Below are 22,747 nucleotides of genomic sequence, written 5' to 3' on the forward strand. Positions count from 1 at the left end.
TATTCTCCTTCTATTATATTATTTTTATTATTTGTTTAGTAATTCTTTTGCTCGCTTTTCAATGAATGATTCGATTTTTTCTTTAACAACCGGATCTAATGCTGGTGGCACATAGCTGGCAAGCACTTCCTGCCATTTTATTTTTGCCCGTTGGTTTGTATCCAGGCTCTCTTTTGACCATCCGTCGAAAGATTGTCGATCACTTAATTCTGGTCTGTAGAATTCCAGTTTAAAGTTTTTTCGGGTGTGTTTTTGAGTTAAAAAATGTCCGCCTGGTCCAACTTTTTCAATTACGTCAAACGCCATTTTTTCATCACTTTCACAATCAAAACCTTTGAGGTATCTCAAAATCATTCCTGAAATTTCGTCGTCAACCATAAATTTTTCATATGACATGGCCATGTAGTACTGAAGAATTCCAGCTGTATGCATAACGAAATGAACACCAGTGGTGCTGGTCGCAAAGAGCACCATCATGGACTCATAACCAGCCTGCGCATCAACTGTTTTGGAATCGGTTAAGCCCCCGCCGCCTCGGCATGGGACACCATAGAACCGTGCGAATTGAGCACTTGCTGATGTAAATAAAGCATTTTCAGGATTTCCGATTGACAATGAACCGGTTGACATATCCGTAACTGCCGATGTTGATCCATAAACAACCGGTGTCCCTGGGTTAATACACTGAGCAAGTGTAATGCCTGCCAATACTTCAGCATTCTGTAATGATAATGCTCCTGCCATGGTTGCCGGACCGGTTGAACCCGACATTACCAATGAGGCAATGACCATTGCCTGGCCAGTTTCAGCATAAGCCATTAATCCGCCGAGCATACGATCATCATATTTAAGTGGTGTAACCGAATTAATTAAACAGATTAAAGCTGGTTTTTCTTTGATTACATCCATTCCACCATGAAGCAACGCTGCCATTTCAATAGAATCTTTTGCATATTCATATCCTGAAGAGCTTCCCATAAAGCATTTGTCCGAGTTGACAATATGACTGTAAGCCATCTCCAAATGACGAATCTCATCGCGGACGTCTGTTGGTTCTACCACGGTTCCACCAGTCATATGCATATATTTGCTGGCGCCAGCCAATTTGACAAAATTGTCATAGTCTTCCATGGTTGCATCTCTTTTTACGCCATCTGCCTCATAAATAAATGGGGCCCCATAACCTGGCATATAGATAATATTTTCACCACCACAGACCAAATTATGTTCAGGATTACGCGCATGCAATGTAAATTGCGCGGGCGCTTTTGCCACCATCTCTTTTACAAAATCAGGATCAAAATAGACACGATGTCCTTCGACTCGTTGCCCCTGTTTTTTTAAAACTTCAATAGCTGGATCATAGGAAAATTCAACACCAATTTCCTTGAGAATTCTCATACTGTTTTCATGAATCTTGTTAAGTTGTTCATCCGTCAAAATATCAAATTTTGGTAACATGATAAAATACCTCTTCTTCTTAAAATTTTATTCTTTTATGTCTACAGCCGTCTGGCTGCTGCCAACATCTTTTAGTTCATTATTCTTTAGTAATAATTGACTTTCCGTATAATCCGCTTTCAGCGCTTTATAAATGCTAAAACACATAACTATCATAATTAACATATACGGAAATGCCGCTACAATCGAAGCTGTCTGCAAAGCCTTTAAAGCAGAGGTTCCACCGACAAGGATTAACATAATGGTAATTAAACCCTGGGCAATACCCCAGCCGGCTCTTAATTTCTTGTCTGGATCCATGTCTCCACCCGAAGTCAGCATGGCTAAGACATAGGTCGCAGAATTCGCAGCCCCAACAAAACAAACAACGATTAGCAGGATCGCTAATATGGATGTAATTCCATATAAAGGAAGCTGTTGTAAAAGTGCATAAAGGGCTGTGGTATAATCTGCTCCAACTGCTGCTTCAATCGCTCCACCGGAGATTGCGTTTAAATTAAATGCCGCCCCGCCATAAATGGCAATCCATATGAGTGAAAATCCCGAGGGTAATAACGATACTGCCAAAATAAACTCTCTGATTGTTCGGCCTTTTGAGACCCGTGCGACAAACTGCCCAACAAATGGAGCCCAGGCAATCCACCAGGCCCAGTAAAAGATGGTCCAGCCATTTAACCATTCGACATTTCCCATCCAGAAGGTTTGCCCGACAAGATTTTGGAGATACGAACCTAATGTATTGGTAAAGTTATTTAAGATAAATACACTACCGCCGAAAACAAAAATGAATACCATAAATGCGACCGACAGCCAAATTTTTAAATTCGCTGCTGCCTGCATGGCTTTATGCAGTCCAGAAACAGTTGCCAGAGTGAAAATAACAGTGATCACTGCAATAATGATCGAGACTGTCATAGGTGTTGATTTTATTCCCCAAATATATTCCAGGCCAGTAGCAATTTGAGTTGATCCCAGACCCAGACTTGTGGCAACACCGAAAATCGTAGCAAAAACAGCCAGTATATCGATTGTTTTCCCAATTGGGCCATGTATTTTTTCACCAATTAATGGATAAAATGCAGAACTGATTAGGAATGGCAAATCTTTTCTAAATTGAAAATAGGCAAGTCCTAAACCGCCAATGGCAAAGATCACCCATGGATGAAGCCCCCAATGAAAAAAGGTAGTCCGCATGGCCAATTCCATTGCTGCCTGTGTTCCCCCTTCTCCTATTTGTGGAGTGAGATAATGCATGATGGGTTCGGATACCGACCAGAATACTAATCCAATCCCCATTCCTCCGCCAAATAGCATTGAAAACCACTGGAAATTAGTAAATTCAGGTTTGTCATCATCCTTGCCTAAGATAATTTTTCCAAAGGGACTGATGGCGACTCCTATAGCAAATACAATAAACAAACCAACTGCCAACAAATATAACCAGCCAAAAGTTGTTGTAATCAATGAATTCAACAGATTAAATACCGTTGTTGTACCTTCAGTAAAAAGCATACTAGCCAATACAAAAACTATCGCTATTCCAGCTGAAACGTACAAAACGGTTCGATTCTTTGCTTGTTTTTCTTGCATTTTAGTTAATCCTCCTTCTGTTTTAGAATTGGTTCGAATTTTTTTAGAATATTTTCATAAGTGGGGTGTTTAAGGTTCCTAGTTTTGTGCCGGTTATTTTATTACAATAAGCCATCATGGCATCTGTTGTCGCAACTGCCTGATATACCCATGCGGCATTAGCCATTGGCCCATATAATATAAAGTCCGCCCCGTGGGTAAGTGGAAAAGTAAATACTGATGCGCCAGCTGCTTCAAAGTATGGGCTTCCTTTGGCTCTCATTTTTTTCCACAAATACAATGCATTCGATGATGCGCATCCACCAGGATAGCCATATTGTTCTTTAATATCCCGAATCGCCATTGCTGTCCAGCTACTGCTGGCTACATCCAGAACACCCGGATCGATAAGAAATTGTTCAACTCCGGCTCTTTTTGCTTTGGTCAATAAACCTTCATTTTTTTCATCCCCTATTAAAAGTTTAACGCGTTTGGCCGGTTGCAAATGTTTTTTACTGAATGCCAGCACAATTGCGGTTTTAACTCCGCACTCTTTCATCACTTCCAGTTCATGATCTGAACAGCTTTCTTCCAATGAATTATAGATAATCCGACTCATTGCTTCCGAATCATTGGCAAAATGTTTCAGTGTTTCGATTCTTACCTCTGGACTTGGACTGTCAAGCAGTATTGGTGTTGAGGTATTCTTTAGCACAAATTCCACATGTTTGGTTAATGCAATTTCCGTGTCTCCAAGTACATCGACAATTCTTGGATTGCCAGTTTCTTCCGATAATTCCGCTTCTCTGTCTAATAATTCCTTAGCCGCCACTTCATCGAAGATTCCTTTTTCAGAATCTTTGGAAATTTTATGGCCCCGATAAAATATGCTGCCAATTAATACCGTCGGATATTCTCCGGGCTGTCCCCCTATTTTTGTTCCATTGATGTCATAAACAAATTGATCTGCAGTAAATCTAAACATTTTTTCGCTCCTTCATTAATTAATATAATTGCGTACTTTTTATTTTCCAACAAACAGCAAAATGATTACAATCTTTCTTTGTTTACTCCTTTCATTTTTTCTTATATGGATCTTCTGTCAGTTATTGATGTTATGTATCGCAAAAACCGTGCCAACCAACTTCATTCTTCATTACTGGTTTTACCGCCAATTTCAAAGCTTCCTAACCATACATATTTACCAATTATGAAAAACAGCCTCGTAATTTACCATTTTTAACAATCCATTATGTTTTGTGGCCTTTCGCGGCAAAGTTTTTTGATTTATTCCAGAATATAGATTATAATTAAATTAGTTGAATCATAAAAAATGTAAAATATTGAAGCTTAAATGCGAAAGTGCTTACAATTAATTGTAGGAAAAGGAAAAGACAATGCGAAATTACTTTGAACACAGTCAGGAATATCTGGATTATTTGCAAACGCTTCCAAACGAATTTTTTCTAGAAATATTAGAAAATTGTTTTTTTGAAATAACCGTTACCGATAAAAATGGAAATGTATTATACGCCAATCCTGCGTGCCTTCAGTATCATGGTATTTCCCCTGAAAAGATGTGGAAGCTTAATTTTTTAACATCTTTTCAGGGTCTGTGGACGCCTCCTTCAACAGCTGCCGCCATCGAAAAGAAACGAACAATTATTTCAAGACAGCGTTCACTGTTACCTGATGAAGAACACATTACCATTACCACCCCTTTATATAATAATGAAAATGAATTGATTATGCTTGTCTATAACACGCTTAAACGAGAATCTTTTGTGGAATTTGATTTGGATTATCTAAACCCTGAAAAAGAAAGTATTGTAGAAACAGAAGCAAAAGAAAAAAGAAGAGATAAAGGCGAAAAAAACAAAGCCAGCAATAATATCGTCGGTCGTAGCTATATTCTTTACCAAACGCTTCACAAATTAAAAAAAGCATCAAAATCTGATATTCCGATCCTTCTTTTGGGAGAAAGCGGAGTTGGGAAAAGTCTGATTGCCAAGTTCATTCATGATTGCAGTCCTCGAAAAGGAAGCCCTTTTATATCAATTAACTGCGCTTCCATTCCCGATAATCTCATTGAAAGCGAACTTTTCGGTTATGTCCCCTATGCTTTTACCGGAGCCAGTCCCAAAGGCAAAAAGGGTTTGGTAGAAATGGCAAACAATGGCACCTTGTTTTTAGATGAAATCGGCGAATTATTACCGAACATACAAGTTAAGCTTTTGGATTTTTTGGAAAATCAACGCTTTACTTCCGTCGGAGGATTGGAATCAAAAACCGTCAACACACGAATTATCACCGCTACTAATAAAAATTTGGCTGAGTTGGTAGAAAAAGAAAAGTTTCGGGAAGATTTATACTGGCGAATTAACGGCATCACTCAAACCATTCCCTCTCTCCGAGAACGCAGGGATGATATTTTCCCTATTGCTCAATATTATCTGAAGGAATATAATAAAAAATACAATCAAAATAAAGTATTTTCGAATCAGGTTATTGAATCCCTGATTCAATTTAACTGGCCTGGAAATGTAAGACAACTTAAAAATGCCGTGGAACAAATGGCTGTTATGAGTCTGGGAAGTGTTATTGGAATGGATAAGTTGCCTGAACAGCTGGCAGCATTTTTCGATAACAAAGATCACCAAAAGCGAAAATTAATTTTTGATGATCTTGTTGAAAATTTCAAACGAAATGTTATCGAGGATTATTATGAAATTTATGACGGCAATATCAACGAGATGGCTGATGCCCTTGGATTAAGTCAAACAACGTCCTATCGCCTCGTAAATAAGTACATTAAAAAATAGTAAAAAAAGACAAATCGGTTAGGAAAGCAAGCGCTCCTTAACAGATTTGTCTTTATTAAATTTAAGATATTGTCCACCTTATAATGATATGCTGTCGATATCTTCCAAAGTCAAAACGAACGGTCTTTCATCCAGAATGATTTTTTATCCCAGCTATAGACAATTTCAGCTTTGATCTTAGTAAAATAGCCTTCAATCAGTTTGTTCAAGTCATCCAGATCTGCAAAGCTGTTATCCGGTTTCAGTGATTCAATCCACATACTTTGCCCACCGCAGGCATCGCTTAAATGAACTTTATAATCAAGTTTATTTTCTTTAACCCTTTTGTTTAATTCAATGATCTCATTCCATGTAATAACCATTTTCAAACCCTTCTTTCTTAAATGATTTGTTAGTTACAATACTATGTTAATTCTCTAAAGATGTCAAATCATCTCGAAATTTTTCGATAGTAATAACCATTCCCGATTTTTAAAAAATTATTCCATGGAAATCAGCAATTGCCAGCTACTGAAAATATTTTCTATATTGAATTTATTAGAATCAAGCATAAAATTAGAATGTAAACGGTTTTATTTGCCTATTAACAGGAGGACTAATCTATGCGTGATAAAATTATTAGTGGCTGCAACCACTTCAGCATTACGGTTGGAGATATTGACCGTTCGGTTAAATTCTACACCGAAGTCTTGGAAATGACTTTTGAAAACATTCGTTATAATGTCGACTTGGCCTACATTAGAAAAGTTACCGGTTATCCTGACGGTATTCTTAATGTGGCTTTTGTATCCTGTCCCGGTTTACGACTGGAGCTCATCCAGTATGTTGAACCGAAGGGTGTCGTGCTGGATGTCAGTCCGCATAATATCTGCAGCAGTCATATTTGCTTTGCTACAACAGACATTGTTAAAGCTTATCAACGATGTAAAGATAATAATATTCCCACCAGAAATGAACCTACCTATATTGATAATGGACCAAGCACCGGCGCTTATGCTTTCTATTTACTTGATCCTGATCATTACAATATTGAATTATTTCAACCAGCTGCCAAATAACAGGTATTCTCTTTAGATTAATTAAATTATTAGGAGGAATAAAGATGGTAAAGTATGTTGTAGGTATTGATGCCGGAACGACCGGTTCTACCGTAATGATTTTTGACCTTGAAGGTAATCTTATCGGCACTGGTTACAGAGAATATTCATGTAAATATCCTCATCCTGGTTGGGTTGAACAAGATATTAATGATCTGTGGGCCGGTATTTGCGAAGCTGCTAAGGAAGTATTAATTAAAACAGAAGTAGATCCTAAAGAAATCGGTTCTTTAGGAATATCCAGCCAGCGTGGAACTTTTGTACCTATTGACAAAGACTGGGTCCCCTTGTGTGATTCAATTGTTTGGTCAGACGGACGTGCCAATGAAGAAGTTAAATGGATTGAAGAACATGTTGGACGTGATCATTATCATGAAGTGAGCGGCGATCCGCTTTCAGGTATGTGGGCTTATGCTAAATATAAATGGGTTAAAGACAAACGGCCTGATCTTTATAAAAAAGCATGGAAATTTGTGAACGGTCAGGAATGGCTGCTGCACAATTTGGGTTCAGAGGAATTGTTTACGGATCCGTCGTCACTGGCGCTAAACGGCATGCTGGACGTGAAAACCCTGGATTGGTCAGACGAATTATTAAACGCGATCGGAATTGATAAAGATAAACTTCCTCCGGTAAAAACATCGATGACACAGGTTGGCGTTATTTCCAAGAAAGCTTCCGAATTAACCGGATTTGCTGAAGGCATGCCCATCTGCTGTGGCGGTGGCGACCAACAGTGCGCAGCAATTGGCTCTGGAGTTATTCGAGAAGGTTTAGCGGAAATCACAATCGGGACAGCCGCTGTTATGGTCGCTCATGTAGACAGCCCCAAACCGGATGTCAATCACACCGTTTTGTTTGGAGGTCATGCGATGCCCAACAAATGGGATATGGAGGCATTGACCTTTGCTGCCGGTGTTACTTTACGTTGGTGGCGTGATACCTATGGTCAACCCGAAAAAGAAGCTGCAAAAGCTTTGGGACTGGATCCCTATGATCTCATTACACTTGAAGCAGAAAACGCACCGGTCGGGTGTAAAGGATATCTGTTCATGCCCTTTTTCAACAGTCAGGTTTCACCCTACTATCATGATAATGCCACCGGCGGTTCGTTGGGATTGACTCTTGCCCATGACCGTGGAACGATGGCTCGCGGTGTTATGGAAGGTGTTATTTACGAACTACGAATGAGCGTGGAAGCGATGGAAAATGTCTTAGGTCGACCTTTTGAAGCCATTCGATTGTCAGGAGGTGGCGCAAAATCAAAACTGTGGTGCCAAATGCAGGCAGATGTTTATGGACGTCCTGTTGAAAAGCTTAACGTGTCTGATTGTACAACATTAGGCGCTGCCATATTGGGAGCTGCAGGAGCTGGCGTGTTTGACAACATTGAAGAAGCGGTAGATAAAATGGTTCACACTTTTGGTATTATTGAACCAAATATGGAAAATCATAAAATATACACGGATATGTACAATATTTTCAAAGATACCTTCCTGGCCTTGAAAGATGCCGACATTTACAATAAATTGGCAGCTGTATCAACGAAATACTGGGGCTAAATCCAACATCTTAAATGAAATATCAAGAAGGAAGGCTGTTATAATGATTAATATAAGTCTAAAAGATAAAGTTGTCATTGTCACTGGCGCTGCCAGAGGAATCGGACGCGCTATTGCCTTAAAAATGGCTGAGGCAGAGTGTAAGGGACTGGTTGTTAATGACTTGAAAATTGACGACCATGCAAAGTCACTGAAAAAAGAAGCTGAAGCTTATGGCGCGGAAGTCCTTTTAATTGCAGGAGACATGAGCAATGAAGAAGATGTCAAAAAAATGATCAATGCCGCTGTGGATAAATGGGGACGATTGGATGTGATGGTGAATAACGCCGGCATATCCAAATCAAACGACCTGTTCGGAACATCTGTAAGCGACTGGAATCTCGTTATCAATATCAATATGCGATCGGCATTTTTGGGAACAAAATATGCGGCGGCCTATATGAAAGATCATGGTGGCGGTGCGATCGTCAATATGGGGTCAATTGCCGGCATAACCGGTGGAAATACGAGTCCAGATTACGGTGCTTCCAAAGCCGGGATCATCGCTCTGACAAAATATGCTGCTAAATTTTTGGCACCCTACGGCATCCGGGTCAATGCCCTTGCCCCCGGAACCATCTATACCGACATGATCAAACGTAATTTTGAAAATCTCACGGATGAAGCACGGGAGAAGCGCCTGTCGGCCATTCCCATGGGAAGAATGGGCGATCCGAATGAAGTCGCCACGGCTGCACTGTTTTTTGCTTCCGACCTTTCAAGCTTTATCACTGGTGATTCGCTGATGATTACCGGCGGGAGAAACACCTGAACCGATGCTAACCTTCCTGAGTCTGAGTTCTAAAAATCCAAAGGCGTATTCATGGATGATACCGCATTCAGACTCAATCAATTGATAAAAATTGCTACGGAACACTGGACAAAATGGCAAGCGAAAAATGACAAACCAAGATTGACCCAATGATGATGTTTCAAGATAAAACAGGCTCCCCCTGTTGCCTTGATATGCATAACCAGATAATCATTGGAATCAAGTGGTTTGTCTTTTTCTGTTATTTTGAATATGATCCATGCTTTCCATCCATATTATCCACTATTTTTTCTGTCTAAAATTCGGGGCGTACTCAACCGCCAGACGAATGGCTTCAATCATGCTCACCGGACTGGCAATGCCTTTTCCGGCGATATCCAGAGCTGTTCCATGATCCACCGATGTCCGTAATATCGGCATGCCGATGGTGAGTGAGATGGTCCGTTCAAAATCAACCATTTTAGTCGCAATATGTCCCTGATCATGATACAAAGACAGCACTGCATCGTAAGCACCCTTCAGCGCAAAATGAAAGACGCTGTCCGCACCAATAGGTCCGTCGATAGCAATCCCCTTCGCTCTTGCAGCTTCAACTGCCGGCATCACCGCATCAACTTCTTCCCGTCCAAACAAGCCATGCTCTCCGCTGTGGGGATTAAGCCCGGCTATTGCAATATGGGGATTTTTGATGCCTAAGATTTTCAGTGCATCAACGCACTGATCAATAAAAACCGCCAAATTATCTTGTGTTACCAGATCACAGGCATCTTTTAATGACACATGCCGACTAAAAAAGAAGACTCTCAGATTAAGCACCTGAAACATGGTTAACGGATTCTCGGTTTTTGTCAATGCGCCAATTATTTCAGTATGCCCGATATAAGGCACTTTTGCGGCTTTCAATGATTCCTTGTTAATCGGTGTGGTCGCCAGTACATCCGCCTTTTTTTCCAGGCATAACTGAGTTGCCTTTACGATATATGCATAGGCCGCCTGACCGGTCATCCCCTGCACTTCACCGATTTTTAACTGATCCATTGAAATATTCTCAAGATCAATCAGATTCAGAATCCCCGGTTCGTATTTTCCGTCAACAGGATCCTTTACAACATTGATACTCAACTTAAGATTGCAAAAATCAAGTGCCTGCTGCAATACATTCTTATCGCCGACAATGATGCATCTGGCTTTTTCCTGAACCAGTGGCTCGGCTAACGCCTTGACGACAATTTCCGGGCCAACTCCGGCGGCATCCCCCATGGGTATCGCAACAATAGGTTTCATATATTTCTCTCCTCACCGTTATTCATAGATCCTTGCGTAACTCATAAAACGCAAACAAAATTTGCTTTGCTGTCGGTTTCCGCAACCAGTTGTGTAACGTGTAGGCGAACAGTCGATAGACTGTCCGCCGTACAGTGTAACAATTGGTTCGCGCAAACCGGCAGCGAAGCTCACAAGCGTTTTGTCAACGTCAAACATCATAATAATCGTTCCAGACAGGGAAATGGATGGATACCCTTGTTCCCTTTTCATAATCAGAAGAAATGGCAATGTGATGACCCAGCTTGCGGGCAATCTTCTGGCTCAGGTAAAGTCCAAAACCCGTGGCAGTCTCAAATTTTCGGCCATTGTTGCCAGTGAAATTTTTATCAAAAACACGCCGGATATCCTCTGCTTTGATACCGGGCCCCTGATCCGCAATGATCAGAACCGTTTCAGCATTATGTTGTTCTGCATAAATACTGATTTTTCCATTTGGGTTTGAATATTTAACGGCATTGTCGACGATTTGCTTGACGATAAAGCCCAGCCATTTTTCATCGGTGTCAATTTGAAAATCAAGGTTATCCAACTGCAAATTCAGATTTTTATTCGTAATGCTCGCATATTCCCGTTTGATGCATTCCTTGACAACTTTATCCAGACTGATGCTGTTGATCAGATAATCTTTCGCAAAATCATCCGCTCTGGAATAAAACAATGTCATCTGTACAAAGTCTTCAATTTTATCGATCTCATCCTCAATACTATACAGAACTTCCTCTGATGGATCATTTAAACTGTTTTCGATGATTAGCTTGGACGCTGCAATCGGCGTTTTTATTTCATGTACCCACATGGTAATAAACTCCGTATTTTCGATGCTTTTTGACTGGTGTTCACTTAGCTTTCTATTGATCCCCCGATATTGTTTCTGCAGGAGTTCATGGTAGATCCGTTGTTCCGAACTTGCCGGTGCTGGAAGCGAATTCACCCAGTCGAGGCCCTCGGTCTCCGATATTCTTTTGAGTTTTTCATAATAGCTCTTCTGGTACAGAAAGCCGATGATCAGATAGATGAGAAACAGAAAAAAAGATACTTCAATTACATACAACCCGTTGGACCGGCTAAACGAAACCGCTTCACCAAGGGATATCACAACCCCGGCGAAAACAAACATCGTCATGTATAGCATGATCAGAAACTTTTTATCCAATAAATAATCTTTGAGCGTCATATCATATAACCCAGATTCTTTTTTGTTTCGATGACGTTTTCAAGGCCAAGATCCCTGAGCTTTTTTCTTAAACGCGTGATATTCACGGTTAGGGTATTGTCATCAATAAAACTGGCATCTTTCCAAAGACTGCGCATAATTCTTTCCCGACTGACTGGTTTCCCCCGATTTTTGAGCAACAGAGCCAGTATCTGGGCTTCATTTTTTGTGAGTTTCATGCTGTTTTCATTAACGGACACCACCCCGCTGCTCCTGTTAAAAATCAATCCTTCATGAGCAATAATATCCATTTCGGTATTATCATAGGAATAGGTTCGTCTCAAAAGCCCGGCGACCTTGGCCAGCAGAATATCAATTGAAAACGGCTTAACAATAAAATCGTCACCGCCCATATTGGTTGCAATGATGATATCCATATCTGTGCTTTTAGATGAAACAAAAATAATCGGCACCTTTGAAAATAGCCTGATTTTACCACACCAGTCATACCCGTCATAAAAGGGCAGAATGATATCCAGCAACACCAGATCCGGCTTGAACGCGATAAATTCAGGCAATATATCGGAGAACTCCGTCACTGCTGCGGCATCATATCCGGCTTTCGACAGGTTTTCCACCATAATGCCGGCGATTTTCGCCTCATCCTCAATCACCAATAGTTTAAACAATAAAAATCACCCTTCCCTCTAAAGGTTGACGGTAAAATCGTCCTTTTTCTCGTTACATTATACTTTATCCCGGGCCATATTTAAAAATTATTTTTCCCGGCCCCAGGCAATGCGCATGTAGCTATTGACCGACAAAAGATAAAAAAAGCAGTAGATGATAATGTAGATCCCCACAATAATGCCGGCGTTGATCATAGTCGGCATCTCTTTTCCCGCCAGATCCATCGTTCGGTTATAGGTCAATAAAGCAAAGGTAGAATGCAACAGCCCAACGGTTAACGACAATCCAAACACGATGGCTAATTGTTTGACAATGGATTTTTTTATCTCAGCTCTGCTCATCCCGATTTTTTTGAGTATATCATATCGGTTCACTTCCTCCTGAGCCTCAATAATTTGTTTATAATACATAATGCTGCCGGAAGCAAGCAAGAACAAGATGCCGATAAACAATCCGATAAATACATAGGCTCCATACAATGAAAAGATTGATTTATAGACCCCAATATAACTCAGATTGGCGATGCCAAAGGTACTGCTGGTCCTGGTATTCTCCGGAACAATTTTATTTAATGCCACCACCGTATTTTCCGATCCCGCCGGATTATCAAACATAATCCCGGTAAATTTCACCACATCGTCTGCTCCGGCCTGCTCCCGATAGTTATTATAGGTCGCATCACTTAATACCAGCGTTGGTTTTAAATACAAATCCAAAATGCCAATGTATTTATGCAACGATACCCCGACTATCGAGTAAGTGTCTGTCACATTTGAAAATTCCAGATTCATTGGACTTCCCGTTAAATTTTCACAGTAATCTTTTTTTGTATTGCCATCAATAAAATAACCTTCACCATCTTTTAAATCCATATTGAAATCTGTTTTTATATTCTGAAAAGCACCGGTTTCAACTTCTGTATCCTTAATGATTGAACGATAGGTACTTTGAGACATAATAAACCCATCAACCGTCATTCCCGGGTTGTTCTCTGTTTCAATTGAATAATCATCATTCTGAAGCTGGGTTTTTATGATTTCAAACTGATCGGTGGCTGTCACCTTAACTTCTCCGGTCTGTTTTATCACTTCAAGCATCTCATTAAACTGCTGATCATCAATATTTTTACTCATATATGAAAATGGCGAGTAATAAGGCACCAGATCACCTAAGGCCCGGTACATGGAGAAGGTCGCGCTCATCATCGTGATGGTAATGGCACAGGCAATGGCAATAATGCTCAGCATTTTAGAATTGGCTTTAATCCGATAGACAATCTGAGAAATGCTGATAATATTTTCCGCTTTGTAATAGAAGGCTTTGTTTTTTTTCAGCGCCAACATGGCCATCGGAATAAAATTTTTAAAAAGCATCAGCGTTCCGATGACGATACAAACTAACACAACCAGTGCCGGGATCATCAGGTGAAATCCCCCTTCATTGACATTCATGACCATGGCAATTGTGTAGCCAAGAATAATCAGGACGATCGATAGTATTCCACCCATTACCGAATATTTGGGTAGTTTTTCACTTTCTTTATTTGCCGATAACAACTCAATGAGTTTATAGCGGTAAATTATCCCATAGGCGTTAAGCGAACTGATCATAAACAAAATCAGAAAAGCCATCACCGTTGTGATCACTGCCTGCCATTGAACTGAAAAGGTCACCGCTGTTCCATCGGCCATGAGCTTCAATAAGATCATCGAAAAAAAGCGTGAAAAAGCAACTCCCAAAACAGTCCCGCAAGCGGTTGCGATCAGTCCCATGATGATATTTTCATAAAACAGCATCCGACCAATCTGACTTTTTTTCATGCCCACCAGCGAATAAATCGCAATTTCCTTTTTTCTTGTTTTGACAAAAAACTTATTGGAATACAGTACAAAAACCGAAGAGAATAGCACAATTGCGATAGCTGCAGCTTTGAATAAAACCGTTATCTTACCGGCTCCAAATCGGTAACTTGAAAATTGCGGATTAAAATAGATCGAACAGAAAATGCTGAAGATGGTTACCGCAAATGTGGTGCTGATCAGATAGATCAAATACGTTCCAAATTTCTTTTTGATATTATTCAATGCAAGACTAAAAAAGTTCACTGTTATCCCCTCCTAACGAAGACAGGACTTTTAGGATCTTGTCAAAAAATTCCTTTCTGGTTCCGGTATTGAATATTTCCATAAACAAAACTCCATCCTTAATAAAAATAATCCGTTTGCAAAAGCTTGCCGCAAAGGCGTCATGGGTTACAAGCATAATTGTTGCCTGATTTTTTTCGTTGAGCCTCTGCATGCATTGCAGCAAATCCTTCGATGATTTAGAATCAAGGGCACCCGTTGGTTCATCGGCAAGAATCAACTCGGGGGAGTTGACAATCGCTCTGGCCGCAGACGCTCGCTGACGCTGGCCGCCTGAAACCTCGTAAGGGTATTTTCCCAAAATATCTTCTATTCCCAGTTCAGTTGACATTTTCTTAACCGCCGCCTCAATTTCTTTCAGACTTTTTTTTGATAAAATCAGCGGAAGGGCGATATTCTCCTTTAGTGTCAAGGTATCCAGCAGATTGTAGTCCTGAAAAATGAAACCAAGCTTACTTCTACGGAAATCGGAAAGCTCCGGTTCTTTAATCCGGCAAATATCCTGTCCCCCAATCGAAATTTCTCCCGCCGTTACCGTATCGATTGTCGCAATGACATTAAGCAGCGTTGATTTCCCGGCTCCTGACGGACCCATAATCCCAACGAACTCGCCCTGTTCAATTTCAAAACTCACCCCATTAAGTGCGGTGGATACACTGCCACCCTGTTTTGAACCATATACTTTTTTTACATCGCTGACTTTTAATACTGACATAAATATGCCTCCAATCATTTACTTTAAACTAAGTCTATCATTATTTTTTTTGGTCTGCCATCGATCAACCTTACAAAGTTGATGGTTTGAACTTTCAATTTTGTAAGGTCATCCAGTTCGGTCCAGTAAGGATAGGTTTATTCATTTTATTTTCGCCAAAAAAGCGAAAAATCATGGCATTCACCATAATTTTTCGCTTTTCTTTAAATTCGTTATTATATCAATCATGATATAAATGGTTGATCCGTTGTCCCCGGTGCGGCTGATCCTTTTGGCACGACTTCAATTCTTATGGCTTCCAGTCTCAGGCATAAACCTTCTGACCCGGCACTTTCTCCATTTTTCGCCCAATCCAGCCAGCCATAATTTTGTGCATGGACTTGATAATAAATATCACACTTATCCGCATCGGTTCCCGTCAGGCGAATTCGAATCCCTTCCAAACGAAGGGATTGTCCCGTGGTTCCACTCAATTCCCCATCACTTTTCCAACCTTGCCAGCCAATATTTTGGACATGTGTTTGATATGTAACATCGACAGCATAACCAAGATTATCAATTTTAATTTCAATTCCTTCTAAACGAAGGGATTGTCCCGTCGTCCCACTTAATTGTCCATCACTTTTCCAGCCTTGCCAGCCGACATTTTGGATATGCGTTTGATAAGTACTGGATATTCCTTCAATTGAGGAAGTCTTAATGACATAATCACTGATTATTTGAGTCACTATAGCACCATTTGCATCTTTAACATCAACCAACAATGAATAAGTTCCAGCCGCTGACGGCGTAAATATAGCTGAACTCTTTGTTGAAAAATCATTGATCACAAAAGTCGAACTGTCCAATTGATAATAGAATTTATACTGATACGGACTTACTCCGCCACTTGCCTCAGCACTTAATTGAACACTTGAATTAACTGCCTGACCTGACAATTTGTCTGTCACAAAACTGTCTATTGTTAAAGGCGTACTTGCAACAATTGATTCAACCGCAGCATCTAGCTGAATCCTTCCGCTTCCATAATAGTTATCTTTTCCTGCCGTTCCTAAATCCACAGCGGTATCTTCCAAAGTCGTTTCAACCTGCGCTGCTGTTAAACTTGGATTTTTTGCCAATAACACCGCACAGGAACCGGCAGCAATTGGGCTTGAAAAAGACGTTCCACTCACTGACCCATAAGAACCGTCGTGCGTTGTTGTTAAAATGGATTGCCCGGGTGCACATAAATCAACTTTATCATTATATTGAGAAAAATAAGCATGTCCATCTCCAGATGTAGTTGCTGCAACTGAAATAACGCCATTATATGATGCCGGATAAGCGTATTTTCCGGCATAAGCGGACAAATTCCCTTCATTTCCTGCCGCTGCAACAAGTATTTTGCCTGCTTTGACAGCATATTGTATTGCGGACTGAAGACCCGTATATTGATCATACCCACCAAAACTCATATTGATGACTCTAACTTCTGGTCGATCCGCGGCATCCATTATGGCGGCACAGATATAGCCAACATCCAGTGACGTATCGCCATCATACTGGCCACCGGTTCGATAAGAGGCAATTTTTATATTTGAAGCTCCTGCAACCCCAGCGGTGCCAATACCATTATTTGCAATTGCTGCGATGCAGCCACACACTTCAGTTCCATGACCGGCAAGATCTACAACCTCAGTGCTATTTGCAACATAATCATATCCACTGACTGTGTTGCCCGCAATATCCGGGTGACTCATATTTAATCCGGTATCAATAACAGCAACTACAACTGGTTTAGTATTTGATACCTGATTCCAAGTTTTGTCTGCTCCAATTTTCTCAAATTGCCATGCCGATCCATTCGTAATATAGGGATCATTTGGAAGTGATGACGTCTGAATTTTGCCATTTTTACCAACGGCGAGGACATTCGGATTGTCTTTTAATGCGGTCATCAATTCATCAACATTAGTACCCTCACTTACTTCAATAACATCAACCCGATTGGACAAATGTTCACCCGATACAATCTCACTTGTCGTCAGGGAAAGGTCTTTAATATTTGTATCACTATTCTGTGCATAAATAACAACAACCTGTTGATCCAGATTATTATTTTCGTCAAGATTCGGCACTTGCTCCATCGTTTCTATAACTGGTGTACTTGCCTTATTATCAGAAACAGCCGCACTCTCTTCTTGATTGTAACTGTTCTGACTTTCTATATTAACTGACTGCTCATCACTATTTGCAGGCTCTTCAGCCATAATTCCAGCTGGCAGGACCAATGAAAAAGCGGCAATCATTATTATTAGTTTTATCCAGTTTTTCAATTTTCTTTTCATTACAATATTTTCTCCGATTTTTATTTTTCAACTTATTATAGCCGTTATTGCCAAAGAAAGATCTTGCATTTAATTGCTTTTTCATTATGGCATTATCAAAATTGCATATTCTAATTATAACGATTTAGCTTAATTAAGTCTATAAGATAATAATTATTCAACCCAAACGCGCGCTCTACTTATTTAACGAAGAAGCTTCCCGTTTTGTTGCCTCTTCATACAAAAATATTTTTCTAAATTATCTGTTGACACATTTTATCCATAGATGTATAATATCGATAGATTTCAAGCGAAGGATGTGAAAAAATGAAAATAACTAGTGGTGTAGAACAGGCAATCTGTATTTTATTGATGCTGGCTTCACAGCATGACGGATTGCCCTTGAAAAGCGTTACCCTGAGCACCCGGCTTCAGGTGTCGGAGTCTTATCTCAAAAAAGTTCTGCGAAAGCTGGTGGTCGGTGGGCTAATTAATTCCAGTGCATCGAAAACCGGCGGTTTCAGCCTTGCAAAATCCGATGAGTCGATTACTTTATTAGAGGTTTTCGAAGCGATCGAAGGTTCCGATCCCTTTTTTGTCCCCTCTAATTTGGTGGAGAAAGTTTTTCTGATGCCAGAAACCATTGAAAAAAACAAAAACACCGTCATCACGATTATTTCCGAAGCCGAAACGCTCTATAAAAATCGGTTGAAGCAATGTACGCTCAGACAACTAAGATATTTTGTTAACAATAATACTCCGGGAACGGTTGACTGGAACGTAATTGTCGAAAAAGGTCTACTTTGAAGGAGGAACAATCATGTTAAAAAGTGAATTTCAGAATCTCAGAAACAACAAATTTCTAATTGTGCTGATCATCGTCCTATCACTCGTTCCAACCTTGTATACCACGATTTTTTTATCCTCAATTTGGGATCCCTATTCAAAAATCAGCCAGTTACCGGTTGCTCTTGTCAATGAAGACAAAGCCTGCGATGATAATGGCAACACCCTTAATATCGGGGCAGAATTGACCAGGACCCTCGCAGATGAAAAGCCGCTTGCCTTTGAGTCTGTTGATTCGCAAACAGCACAGGCTGGTTTAAAAAATGGCGACTATTATATGGTCATCACGATCCCTGAAGATTTTTCGAAAAATGCCGCAACCCTGATGAATTCCGATCCTCAACCCATGGTGCTTTCCTATGAAATCAATCCTGGCGAGAATTTATTTGCTTCCAAAATAGCAAGCACAGCGGCAACTTCGATTAAAAACAGTGTTTCTGACAAGGTGACTCAAACCTATACAGAAGTCATGTTTAAACAAATTTCGACTTTGAAAACCGGAATGAACCAGGCAGCTGACGGGGCAACGGCTATCAATGACGGATCAGAACAGCTGGAAAATGGCAATCAGCAGATCACGGCCAATCTTTCAAAATTAGCGGACAGCTGCCTGACTTTCAGCGATGGTGCCAAAACGCTTTCGGTTGGTCTTACTCAGTATACCGATGGTGTCGGAGAACTCAGCCAGGGACTGCAGCAGCTTAATGGACAGCTTCCAACCCTGACTAGCGGGATCAGCCAGATTCAGTCCGGTACAAACCACTTGAATACAGGCATTGACCAATATACGACTGGGGTTGGCCAGCTCGCTGACGGCAGTCAGAAGCTATCCTCTTCCAGTGACAGTCTTAACGCCGGTGTTTCCTCGGTAGCTGATGGCATCAATCAGGTTAAAGCAGTCAATGGTCAAATTCTTGCATCACTCATCCAGAATCAACCGCAGGCAACAGCAACGGATCTTTCCGGTCTCAGCGACAGTACTACTGATATTCTGACAAACACAAAGAGTATTCAAAACGATCTGGGTTCATTGGATGCAGTCATCGAAAGCCTGAAAACTTCTGCGGATCCTCAAGTCCAAGCCCAGGCCGATGCTTTAGAAAGTCTTCACAGCAGTCTCGCTGTCAACAGTGATATCATCGGTGATTCGGCGAGCAGGATTCAGAATCCTGGCAATTCAACCCCTGAAACAGCTTCTACCGGAAACACGGAACAGCTGATTCAGGCTTTGAGCGGGATGGATCAAGGGTTGGAACAGCTTCAGCAGGGAATGAATGATGAAAATGCCGGCCTGATTTCCGGTGTCGCACAATATACCGCCGGAGTAAACAGTGTTACCGCTGGTTTACAAGCGTTGAATAATCAGTCCGAAACCTTGGCGACCGGTTCAAACGGATTGGCCTTGGCCATGACTGAGCTCAATAATCAGACGCCGCTTTTGACCAGCGGTGTTGTGCAACTTGCGGATGGTTCTTCGTTACTAAGTGCAAATTCCAGTCAGTTAATCTCCGGAGCCAGCCAGCTGGCAAATGGTGCCGGCCAAATCAGCAGCGGTTCGTCACAGCTGGCGGCCGGATCACAAACACTGGGCAACGGAATTGTTTCCCTCAAAGACGGCAGTCAGTTGCTCGCCGGAAAAATGTCCGATGGTGCGCTAGCCCTTGCAGCCGTTAATACCAATGACAAGAACATCGAAATGTTTGTGTCTCCCACAATATCCGATGAAGAAAGTTTTTCCACTGTTGATAACAACGGCACCAGTATGGCGCCTTATATCATCTCATTGGCACTTTATCTGGGGGCGATGGCTTTCTGCCTTTTTTATCCATTGTACGATAAAAACGACAAACCTAAAAACGGCGTCGCGTATTGGCTCAGCAAATCATTTATCCTGCTTAGCGTGAGTACGATGCAAGCCATATTAGCCATCACCGCATTGATGCTGCTTAATCATTTATCTCCCGTCAATGTGGTCGCCACCTTCTTGATTGCCTGGATCACTTCCCTGTGCTTTATGTCTTTCACCAGTTTGTTGAGAGTTGTCCTGGATGAAGGCGGCAGCTTCATCGCATTGCTCGTTCTTATCCTGCAATTAAGCGGTTCCAGTGGTGTTTATCCAGTTGAACTGACAACCAGCTTTTTCCAGGCGATTCATCCATACCTGCCCATGACTTACTCGATCGAGGCATTCAAACAAACTCTTTCTATTGGGACACAAGGCACCGGCATTGGTGAATACACAATTGTATTACTTGGCATCATGATTGTCTGTATCGCCTTAACGTGTCTTACCTATGTTTTAAAGACAAAAAAAGCGTCAAAATCATTGCCGCTCTTGCTTAAAGATACCGACTGAGTTAAAGGCCAGCATTATCTTCCGTCTGCAATTTCGGCCCGGTTACCCCGGTCCGAAATAATGCTTACAACCCGATAATGCTGGCCGTTCGTGTTTTTTCTATTTCAGTAAAATCAGCCCTCCCACGATTCTAAATCAATCGCACGATAATTCTATGAAGCACATCCACTGTTTCATCCAAATTTGTTGAAGCATCTTTAATATGGTGATAAACTTCCCGCTGCTTCAAAGCAAACATTGGATCGCCGCTGGCAAAAACTGAAATCATCCCATCTCGATAAAGCCTTTCGATCTCTATATGTGTTACTCTCATCTTTACAACTGCTTGTGCTGATCTATCAGGACCTTTTTCTAAATCTTTGACAGCTTGCGAAAAGACATCCACCCCAATTTTCAGTTGTTCCACCATACCAATGATAATGAAATCTGGTTTAACCTCAAAAGCCTCCATAGACAGCAAACTTGACTGGGCATATTTTAAAACCTCATTCATTCCTACCGATATTGAATAGATATCGCCCCGATCAAAAGGTGTAGAAAACGCTTCAATCAAGTCCTTCTCCATGTTCATTCTAACTTCATCTGCTTCTTTCACGCAATGGATTAACGCTTCACTATCAGCAACTGCTCCACTTTTCACCCAATTATAAAGAGCATTCACACCTAGTCCGTTGGTATTGGCTTGCTTATACAGCATTTCATAAAATTTATACTTAACTGGAAATATCCGATCAACAATATTATTTTTATTCATGATTTTTTCATTTCTCTTCTTTCCTAAATTACTGTAACTATACTTGTTGTAATTGTGTAAATCAAGCCGGAAACTAACGCCGATAATGGAATTGTAATACACCAGGCAATACCAATCTCTTTTACAATCTCCCAATGAACCATTCTGTATTCATCCGCAGCACCCACTCCCATAATGCTCCCGACCACAACATGTGTTGTTGAAACCGGAGCCCCTATTAAACTTGCACCAAAAATAGAGCCTAATGAAGCTAACTGTGAATTAAGACTATGGATGGGTTTAATATCAAATATTCCTCTGCCTAAGGTTCTCATAATGCTCCAGCCACCCAACATTGTACCCATAAACATAACGATTCCACCACATACCCGTACCCATAACGGCGCTGCTTGTATTGCGGTGCCTCCCCATGCGGCCAAGGCCAAAGTTAATATTCCCATTATCTTTTGGGTATCATTTGAACCATGGCTAAACGAAAGTCCTGCCACGATCACCCATTGCAGACGATTAATACCCTCGTTGATATGAAATTTAGAGTTTCTTAAGAGTAATCTCGCAATCTTTTCAAGGCAAAAGGCAATGGCAAATCCGATAAAAGGCGATAAAAACAAAGCGATCACTATTTTAACGATTCCCGTAATTTGATGATCACTGCCAATTAATTCTGTCCAGCCCCAGGCTATATGCTGATACCCCGAAGAAACAACAACCGCGCCTATAATTCCACCAATTAAAGCATGCGTAGAACTTGAAGGCAAGCCCAATCTCCATGTAATTAAATTCCATAAAGTTGCTCCCAAAACAGCTGCGAATAATATCGTTAATAATGATGTATCTGTTGGTAAATCCGTCAATTCAGAAATGGTATCGGCAACCAGATTTCCCCCAAGGATCGCACCAAGTAAGCCAAAAGAAGATGCCACTGCAACTGCTTGTTTTGGACTCGCTGCGCTGCAATTAATAAAAGTTGCCACCACTGAGCTGGCATCATGCAGTCCATTGGTTAAGGCAAAAACAAGACCTACTAAAATGACTAAAATTAAAATAATTGTTGCACTGACAGCTACCATTTTCCAACTCCTCAAAAATAAAAGCGTCCGAGCTCAAGAGTGACTACTGTAAGCCCGAACAC

General features: G+C 40.9%; 18 protein-coding genes. 6 read left to right on the top strand and 12 right to left on the bottom strand.

The features are described from left to right. Positions 1-27 precede the first annotated feature (27 nt). Genes mtgB through mtgA form a run of 3 tightly spaced genes read right to left on the bottom strand, consistent with a single transcriptional unit; the run spans position 28 to position 4,015 of the window. A complete protein-coding gene (gene mtgB, locus FZC41_RS03720) occupies positions 28-1,461 on the bottom strand; it encodes a glycine betaine--corrinoid protein methyltransferase (RefSeq protein ID WP_148566055.1) in 1,434 nt (477 codons plus the stop codon). A gap of 27 nt (positions 1,462-1,488) precedes the next feature. Next, positions 1,489-3,051, bottom strand: coding sequence for a glycine betaine uptake BCCT transporter (locus tag FZC41_RS03725; protein WP_148566056.1), 1,563 nt, complete (start codon positions 3,049-3,051; stop codon positions 1,489-1,491). 43 nt (positions 3,052-3,094) lie between these two features. Beyond that, a complete protein-coding gene (gene mtgA, locus FZC41_RS03730) occupies positions 3,095-4,015 on the bottom strand; it encodes a [methyl-Co(III) glycine betaine-specific corrinoid protein]--tetrahydrofolate methyltransferase MtgA (RefSeq protein ID WP_148566057.1) in 921 nt (306 codons plus the stop codon). 412 nt (positions 4,016-4,427) lie between these two features. Here mtgA and FZC41_RS03735 point away from each other — a divergent pair, with 412 nt between their 5' ends. Then, positions 4,428-5,852: a sigma-54 interaction domain-containing protein gene (locus FZC41_RS03735; protein WP_148566058.1), complete on the top strand. Its 1,425-nt coding sequence runs from the start codon at positions 4,428-4,430 to the stop codon at positions 5,850-5,852. Positions 5,853-5,962: 110 nt separating this feature from the next. Here FZC41_RS03735 and FZC41_RS03740 read toward each other — a convergent pair whose 3' ends face one another. Further along, positions 5,963-6,214 carry an RDAC family protein gene (locus tag FZC41_RS03740; RefSeq protein WP_148566059.1) on the bottom strand — a complete coding sequence of 84 codons (252 nt, stop codon included), beginning with the start codon at positions 6,212-6,214 and terminating at the stop codon, positions 5,963-5,965. Positions 6,215-6,454: 240 nt separating this feature from the next. On the opposite strand from FZC41_RS03740, the gene FZC41_RS03745 reads away from it, so the two are divergent. Genes FZC41_RS03745 through FZC41_RS03755 form a run of 3 tightly spaced genes read left to right on the top strand, consistent with a single transcriptional unit; the run spans position 6,455 to position 9,322 of the window. Next, entirely contained in the window at positions 6,455-6,910 is a 456-nt protein-coding gene (locus tag FZC41_RS03745) for a VOC family protein (RefSeq protein ID WP_148566060.1), read from the top strand. Between the two features lie 44 nt (positions 6,911-6,954). Then, entirely contained in the window at positions 6,955-8,511 is a 1,557-nt protein-coding gene (locus FZC41_RS03750) for an FGGY-family carbohydrate kinase (protein ID WP_148566061.1), read from the top strand. A gap of 43 nt (positions 8,512-8,554) precedes the next feature. Next, entirely contained in the window at positions 8,555-9,322 is a 768-nt protein-coding gene (locus tag FZC41_RS03755) for an SDR family NAD(P)-dependent oxidoreductase (RefSeq protein ID WP_170253835.1), read from the top strand. A 282-nt stretch (positions 9,323-9,604) separates the two neighbouring features. On the opposite strand, the gene pdxA is transcribed toward FZC41_RS03755, so the two are convergent. The 6 genes from pdxA to FZC41_RS03785 form a co-directional block, all read right to left on the bottom strand. Further along, on the bottom strand, positions 9,605-10,606 hold the full coding sequence (pdxA, locus tag FZC41_RS03760) for a 4-hydroxythreonine-4-phosphate dehydrogenase PdxA (RefSeq protein ID WP_148566063.1): 1,002 nt from the start codon (positions 10,604-10,606) through the stop codon (positions 9,605-9,607). A 190-nt stretch (positions 10,607-10,796) separates the two neighbouring features. Continuing rightward, entirely contained in the window at positions 10,797-11,822 is a 1,026-nt protein-coding gene (locus FZC41_RS03765) for a sensor histidine kinase (RefSeq protein WP_148566064.1), read from the bottom strand. Beyond that, positions 11,819-12,490 carry a response regulator transcription factor gene (locus tag FZC41_RS03770; RefSeq protein ID WP_148566065.1) on the bottom strand — a complete coding sequence of 224 codons (672 nt, stop codon included), beginning with the start codon at positions 12,488-12,490 and terminating at the stop codon, positions 11,819-11,821. Before FZC41_RS03770 ends, FZC41_RS03765 begins: the two co-directional genes overlap by 4 nt. 87 nt (positions 12,491-12,577) lie before the next feature. Beyond that, positions 12,578-14,596: an ABC transporter permease gene (locus FZC41_RS03775; RefSeq protein ID WP_148566066.1), complete on the bottom strand. Its 2,019-nt coding sequence runs from the start codon at positions 14,594-14,596 to the stop codon at positions 12,578-12,580. Continuing rightward, on the bottom strand, positions 14,583-15,350 hold the full coding sequence (locus FZC41_RS03780) for an ABC transporter ATP-binding protein (protein ID WP_148566067.1): 768 nt from the start codon (positions 15,348-15,350) through the stop codon (positions 14,583-14,585). The genes FZC41_RS03775 and FZC41_RS03780 overlap by 14 nt, the downstream gene beginning before the upstream one ends. A gap of 224 nt (positions 15,351-15,574) precedes the next feature. Next, positions 15,575-17,680 (bottom strand): S8 family serine peptidase, encoded by a 2,106-nt coding sequence (locus FZC41_RS03785; RefSeq protein ID WP_148566068.1) that lies wholly within the window; start codon positions 17,678-17,680, stop codon positions 15,575-15,577. A gap of 306 nt (positions 17,681-17,986) precedes the next feature. Here FZC41_RS03785 and FZC41_RS03790 point away from each other — a divergent pair, with 306 nt between their 5' ends. Further along, a complete protein-coding gene (locus FZC41_RS03790; protein ID WP_148566069.1) occupies positions 17,987-18,466 on the top strand; it encodes an Rrf2 family transcriptional regulator in 480 nt (159 codons plus the stop codon). 13 nt (positions 18,467-18,479) lie between these two features. Then, positions 18,480-20,861 carry a YhgE/Pip domain-containing protein gene (locus tag FZC41_RS03795; protein WP_148566070.1) on the top strand — a complete coding sequence of 794 codons (2,382 nt, stop codon included), beginning with the start codon at positions 18,480-18,482 and terminating at the stop codon, positions 20,859-20,861. A 130-nt stretch (positions 20,862-20,991) separates the two neighbouring features. Here the strand turns inward: FZC41_RS03795 and FZC41_RS03800 are convergent, their stop codons facing one another. Further along, a complete protein-coding gene (locus tag FZC41_RS03800; protein WP_148566071.1) occupies positions 20,992-21,615 on the bottom strand; it encodes a DUF47 domain-containing protein in 624 nt (207 codons plus the stop codon). Between the two features lie 23 nt (positions 21,616-21,638). Then, a complete protein-coding gene (locus FZC41_RS03805) occupies positions 21,639-22,685 on the bottom strand; it encodes an inorganic phosphate transporter (RefSeq protein ID WP_148566072.1) in 1,047 nt (348 codons plus the stop codon). Between the last annotated feature and the right edge of the window lie 62 nt (positions 22,686-22,747).

The sequence above is a fragment of the Acetobacterium paludosum genome, assembly GCF_008086595.1.
GTDB classification, from domain to species: domain Bacteria; phylum Bacillota; class Clostridia; order Eubacteriales; family Eubacteriaceae; genus Acetobacterium; species Acetobacterium paludosum.

Excerpts from the sequence above, each read along its gene's own strand:
- FZC41_RS03795 (WP_148566070.1), top strand. The coding sequence starts at position 18,480 with ATGTTAAAAAGTGAATTTCAGAATCTCAGAAACAACAAATTTCTAATT.
- pdxA (WP_148566063.1), bottom strand. The coding sequence starts at position 10,606 with ATGAAACCTATTGTTGCGATACCCATGGGGGATGCCGCCGGAGTTGGC.
- FZC41_RS03800 (WP_148566071.1), bottom strand. The coding sequence starts at position 21,615 with ATGAATAAAAATAATATTGTTGATCGGATATTTCCAGTTAAGTATAAA.
- FZC41_RS03750 (WP_148566061.1), top strand. The coding sequence starts at position 6,955 with ATGGTAAAGTATGTTGTAGGTATTGATGCCGGAACGACCGGTTCTACC.
- FZC41_RS03785 (WP_148566068.1), bottom strand. The coding sequence starts at position 17,680 with ATGAAAAGAAAATTGAAAAACTGGATAAAACTAATAATAATGATTGCC.
- FZC41_RS03725 (WP_148566056.1), bottom strand. The coding sequence starts at position 3,051 with ATGCAAGAAAAACAAGCAAAGAATCGAACCGTTTTGTACGTTTCAGCT.
- FZC41_RS03745 (WP_148566060.1), top strand. The coding sequence starts at position 6,455 with ATGCGTGATAAAATTATTAGTGGCTGCAACCACTTCAGCATTACGGTT.
- FZC41_RS03780 (WP_148566067.1), bottom strand. The coding sequence starts at position 15,350 with ATGTCAGTATTAAAAGTCAGCGATGTAAAAAAAGTATATGGTTCAAAA.
- FZC41_RS03740 (WP_148566059.1), bottom strand. The coding sequence starts at position 6,214 with ATGGTTATTACATGGAATGAGATCATTGAATTAAACAAAAGGGTTAAA.
- mtgA (WP_148566057.1), bottom strand. The coding sequence starts at position 4,015 with ATGTTTAGATTTACTGCAGATCAATTTGTTTATGACATCAATGGAACA.
- FZC41_RS03790 (WP_148566069.1), top strand. The coding sequence starts at position 17,987 with ATGAAAATAACTAGTGGTGTAGAACAGGCAATCTGTATTTTATTGATG.
- FZC41_RS03805 (WP_148566072.1), bottom strand. The coding sequence starts at position 22,685 with ATGGTAGCTGTCAGTGCAACAATTATTTTAATTTTAGTCATTTTAGTA.
- FZC41_RS03735 (WP_148566058.1), top strand. The coding sequence starts at position 4,428 with ATGCGAAATTACTTTGAACACAGTCAGGAATATCTGGATTATTTGCAA.
- FZC41_RS03755 (WP_170253835.1), top strand. The coding sequence starts at position 8,555 with ATGATTAATATAAGTCTAAAAGATAAAGTTGTCATTGTCACTGGCGCT.
- FZC41_RS03765 (WP_148566064.1), bottom strand. The coding sequence starts at position 11,822 with ATGACGCTCAAAGATTATTTATTGGATAAAAAGTTTCTGATCATGCTA.
- mtgB (WP_148566055.1), bottom strand. The coding sequence starts at position 1,461 with ATGTTACCAAAATTTGATATTTTGACGGATGAACAACTTAACAAGATT.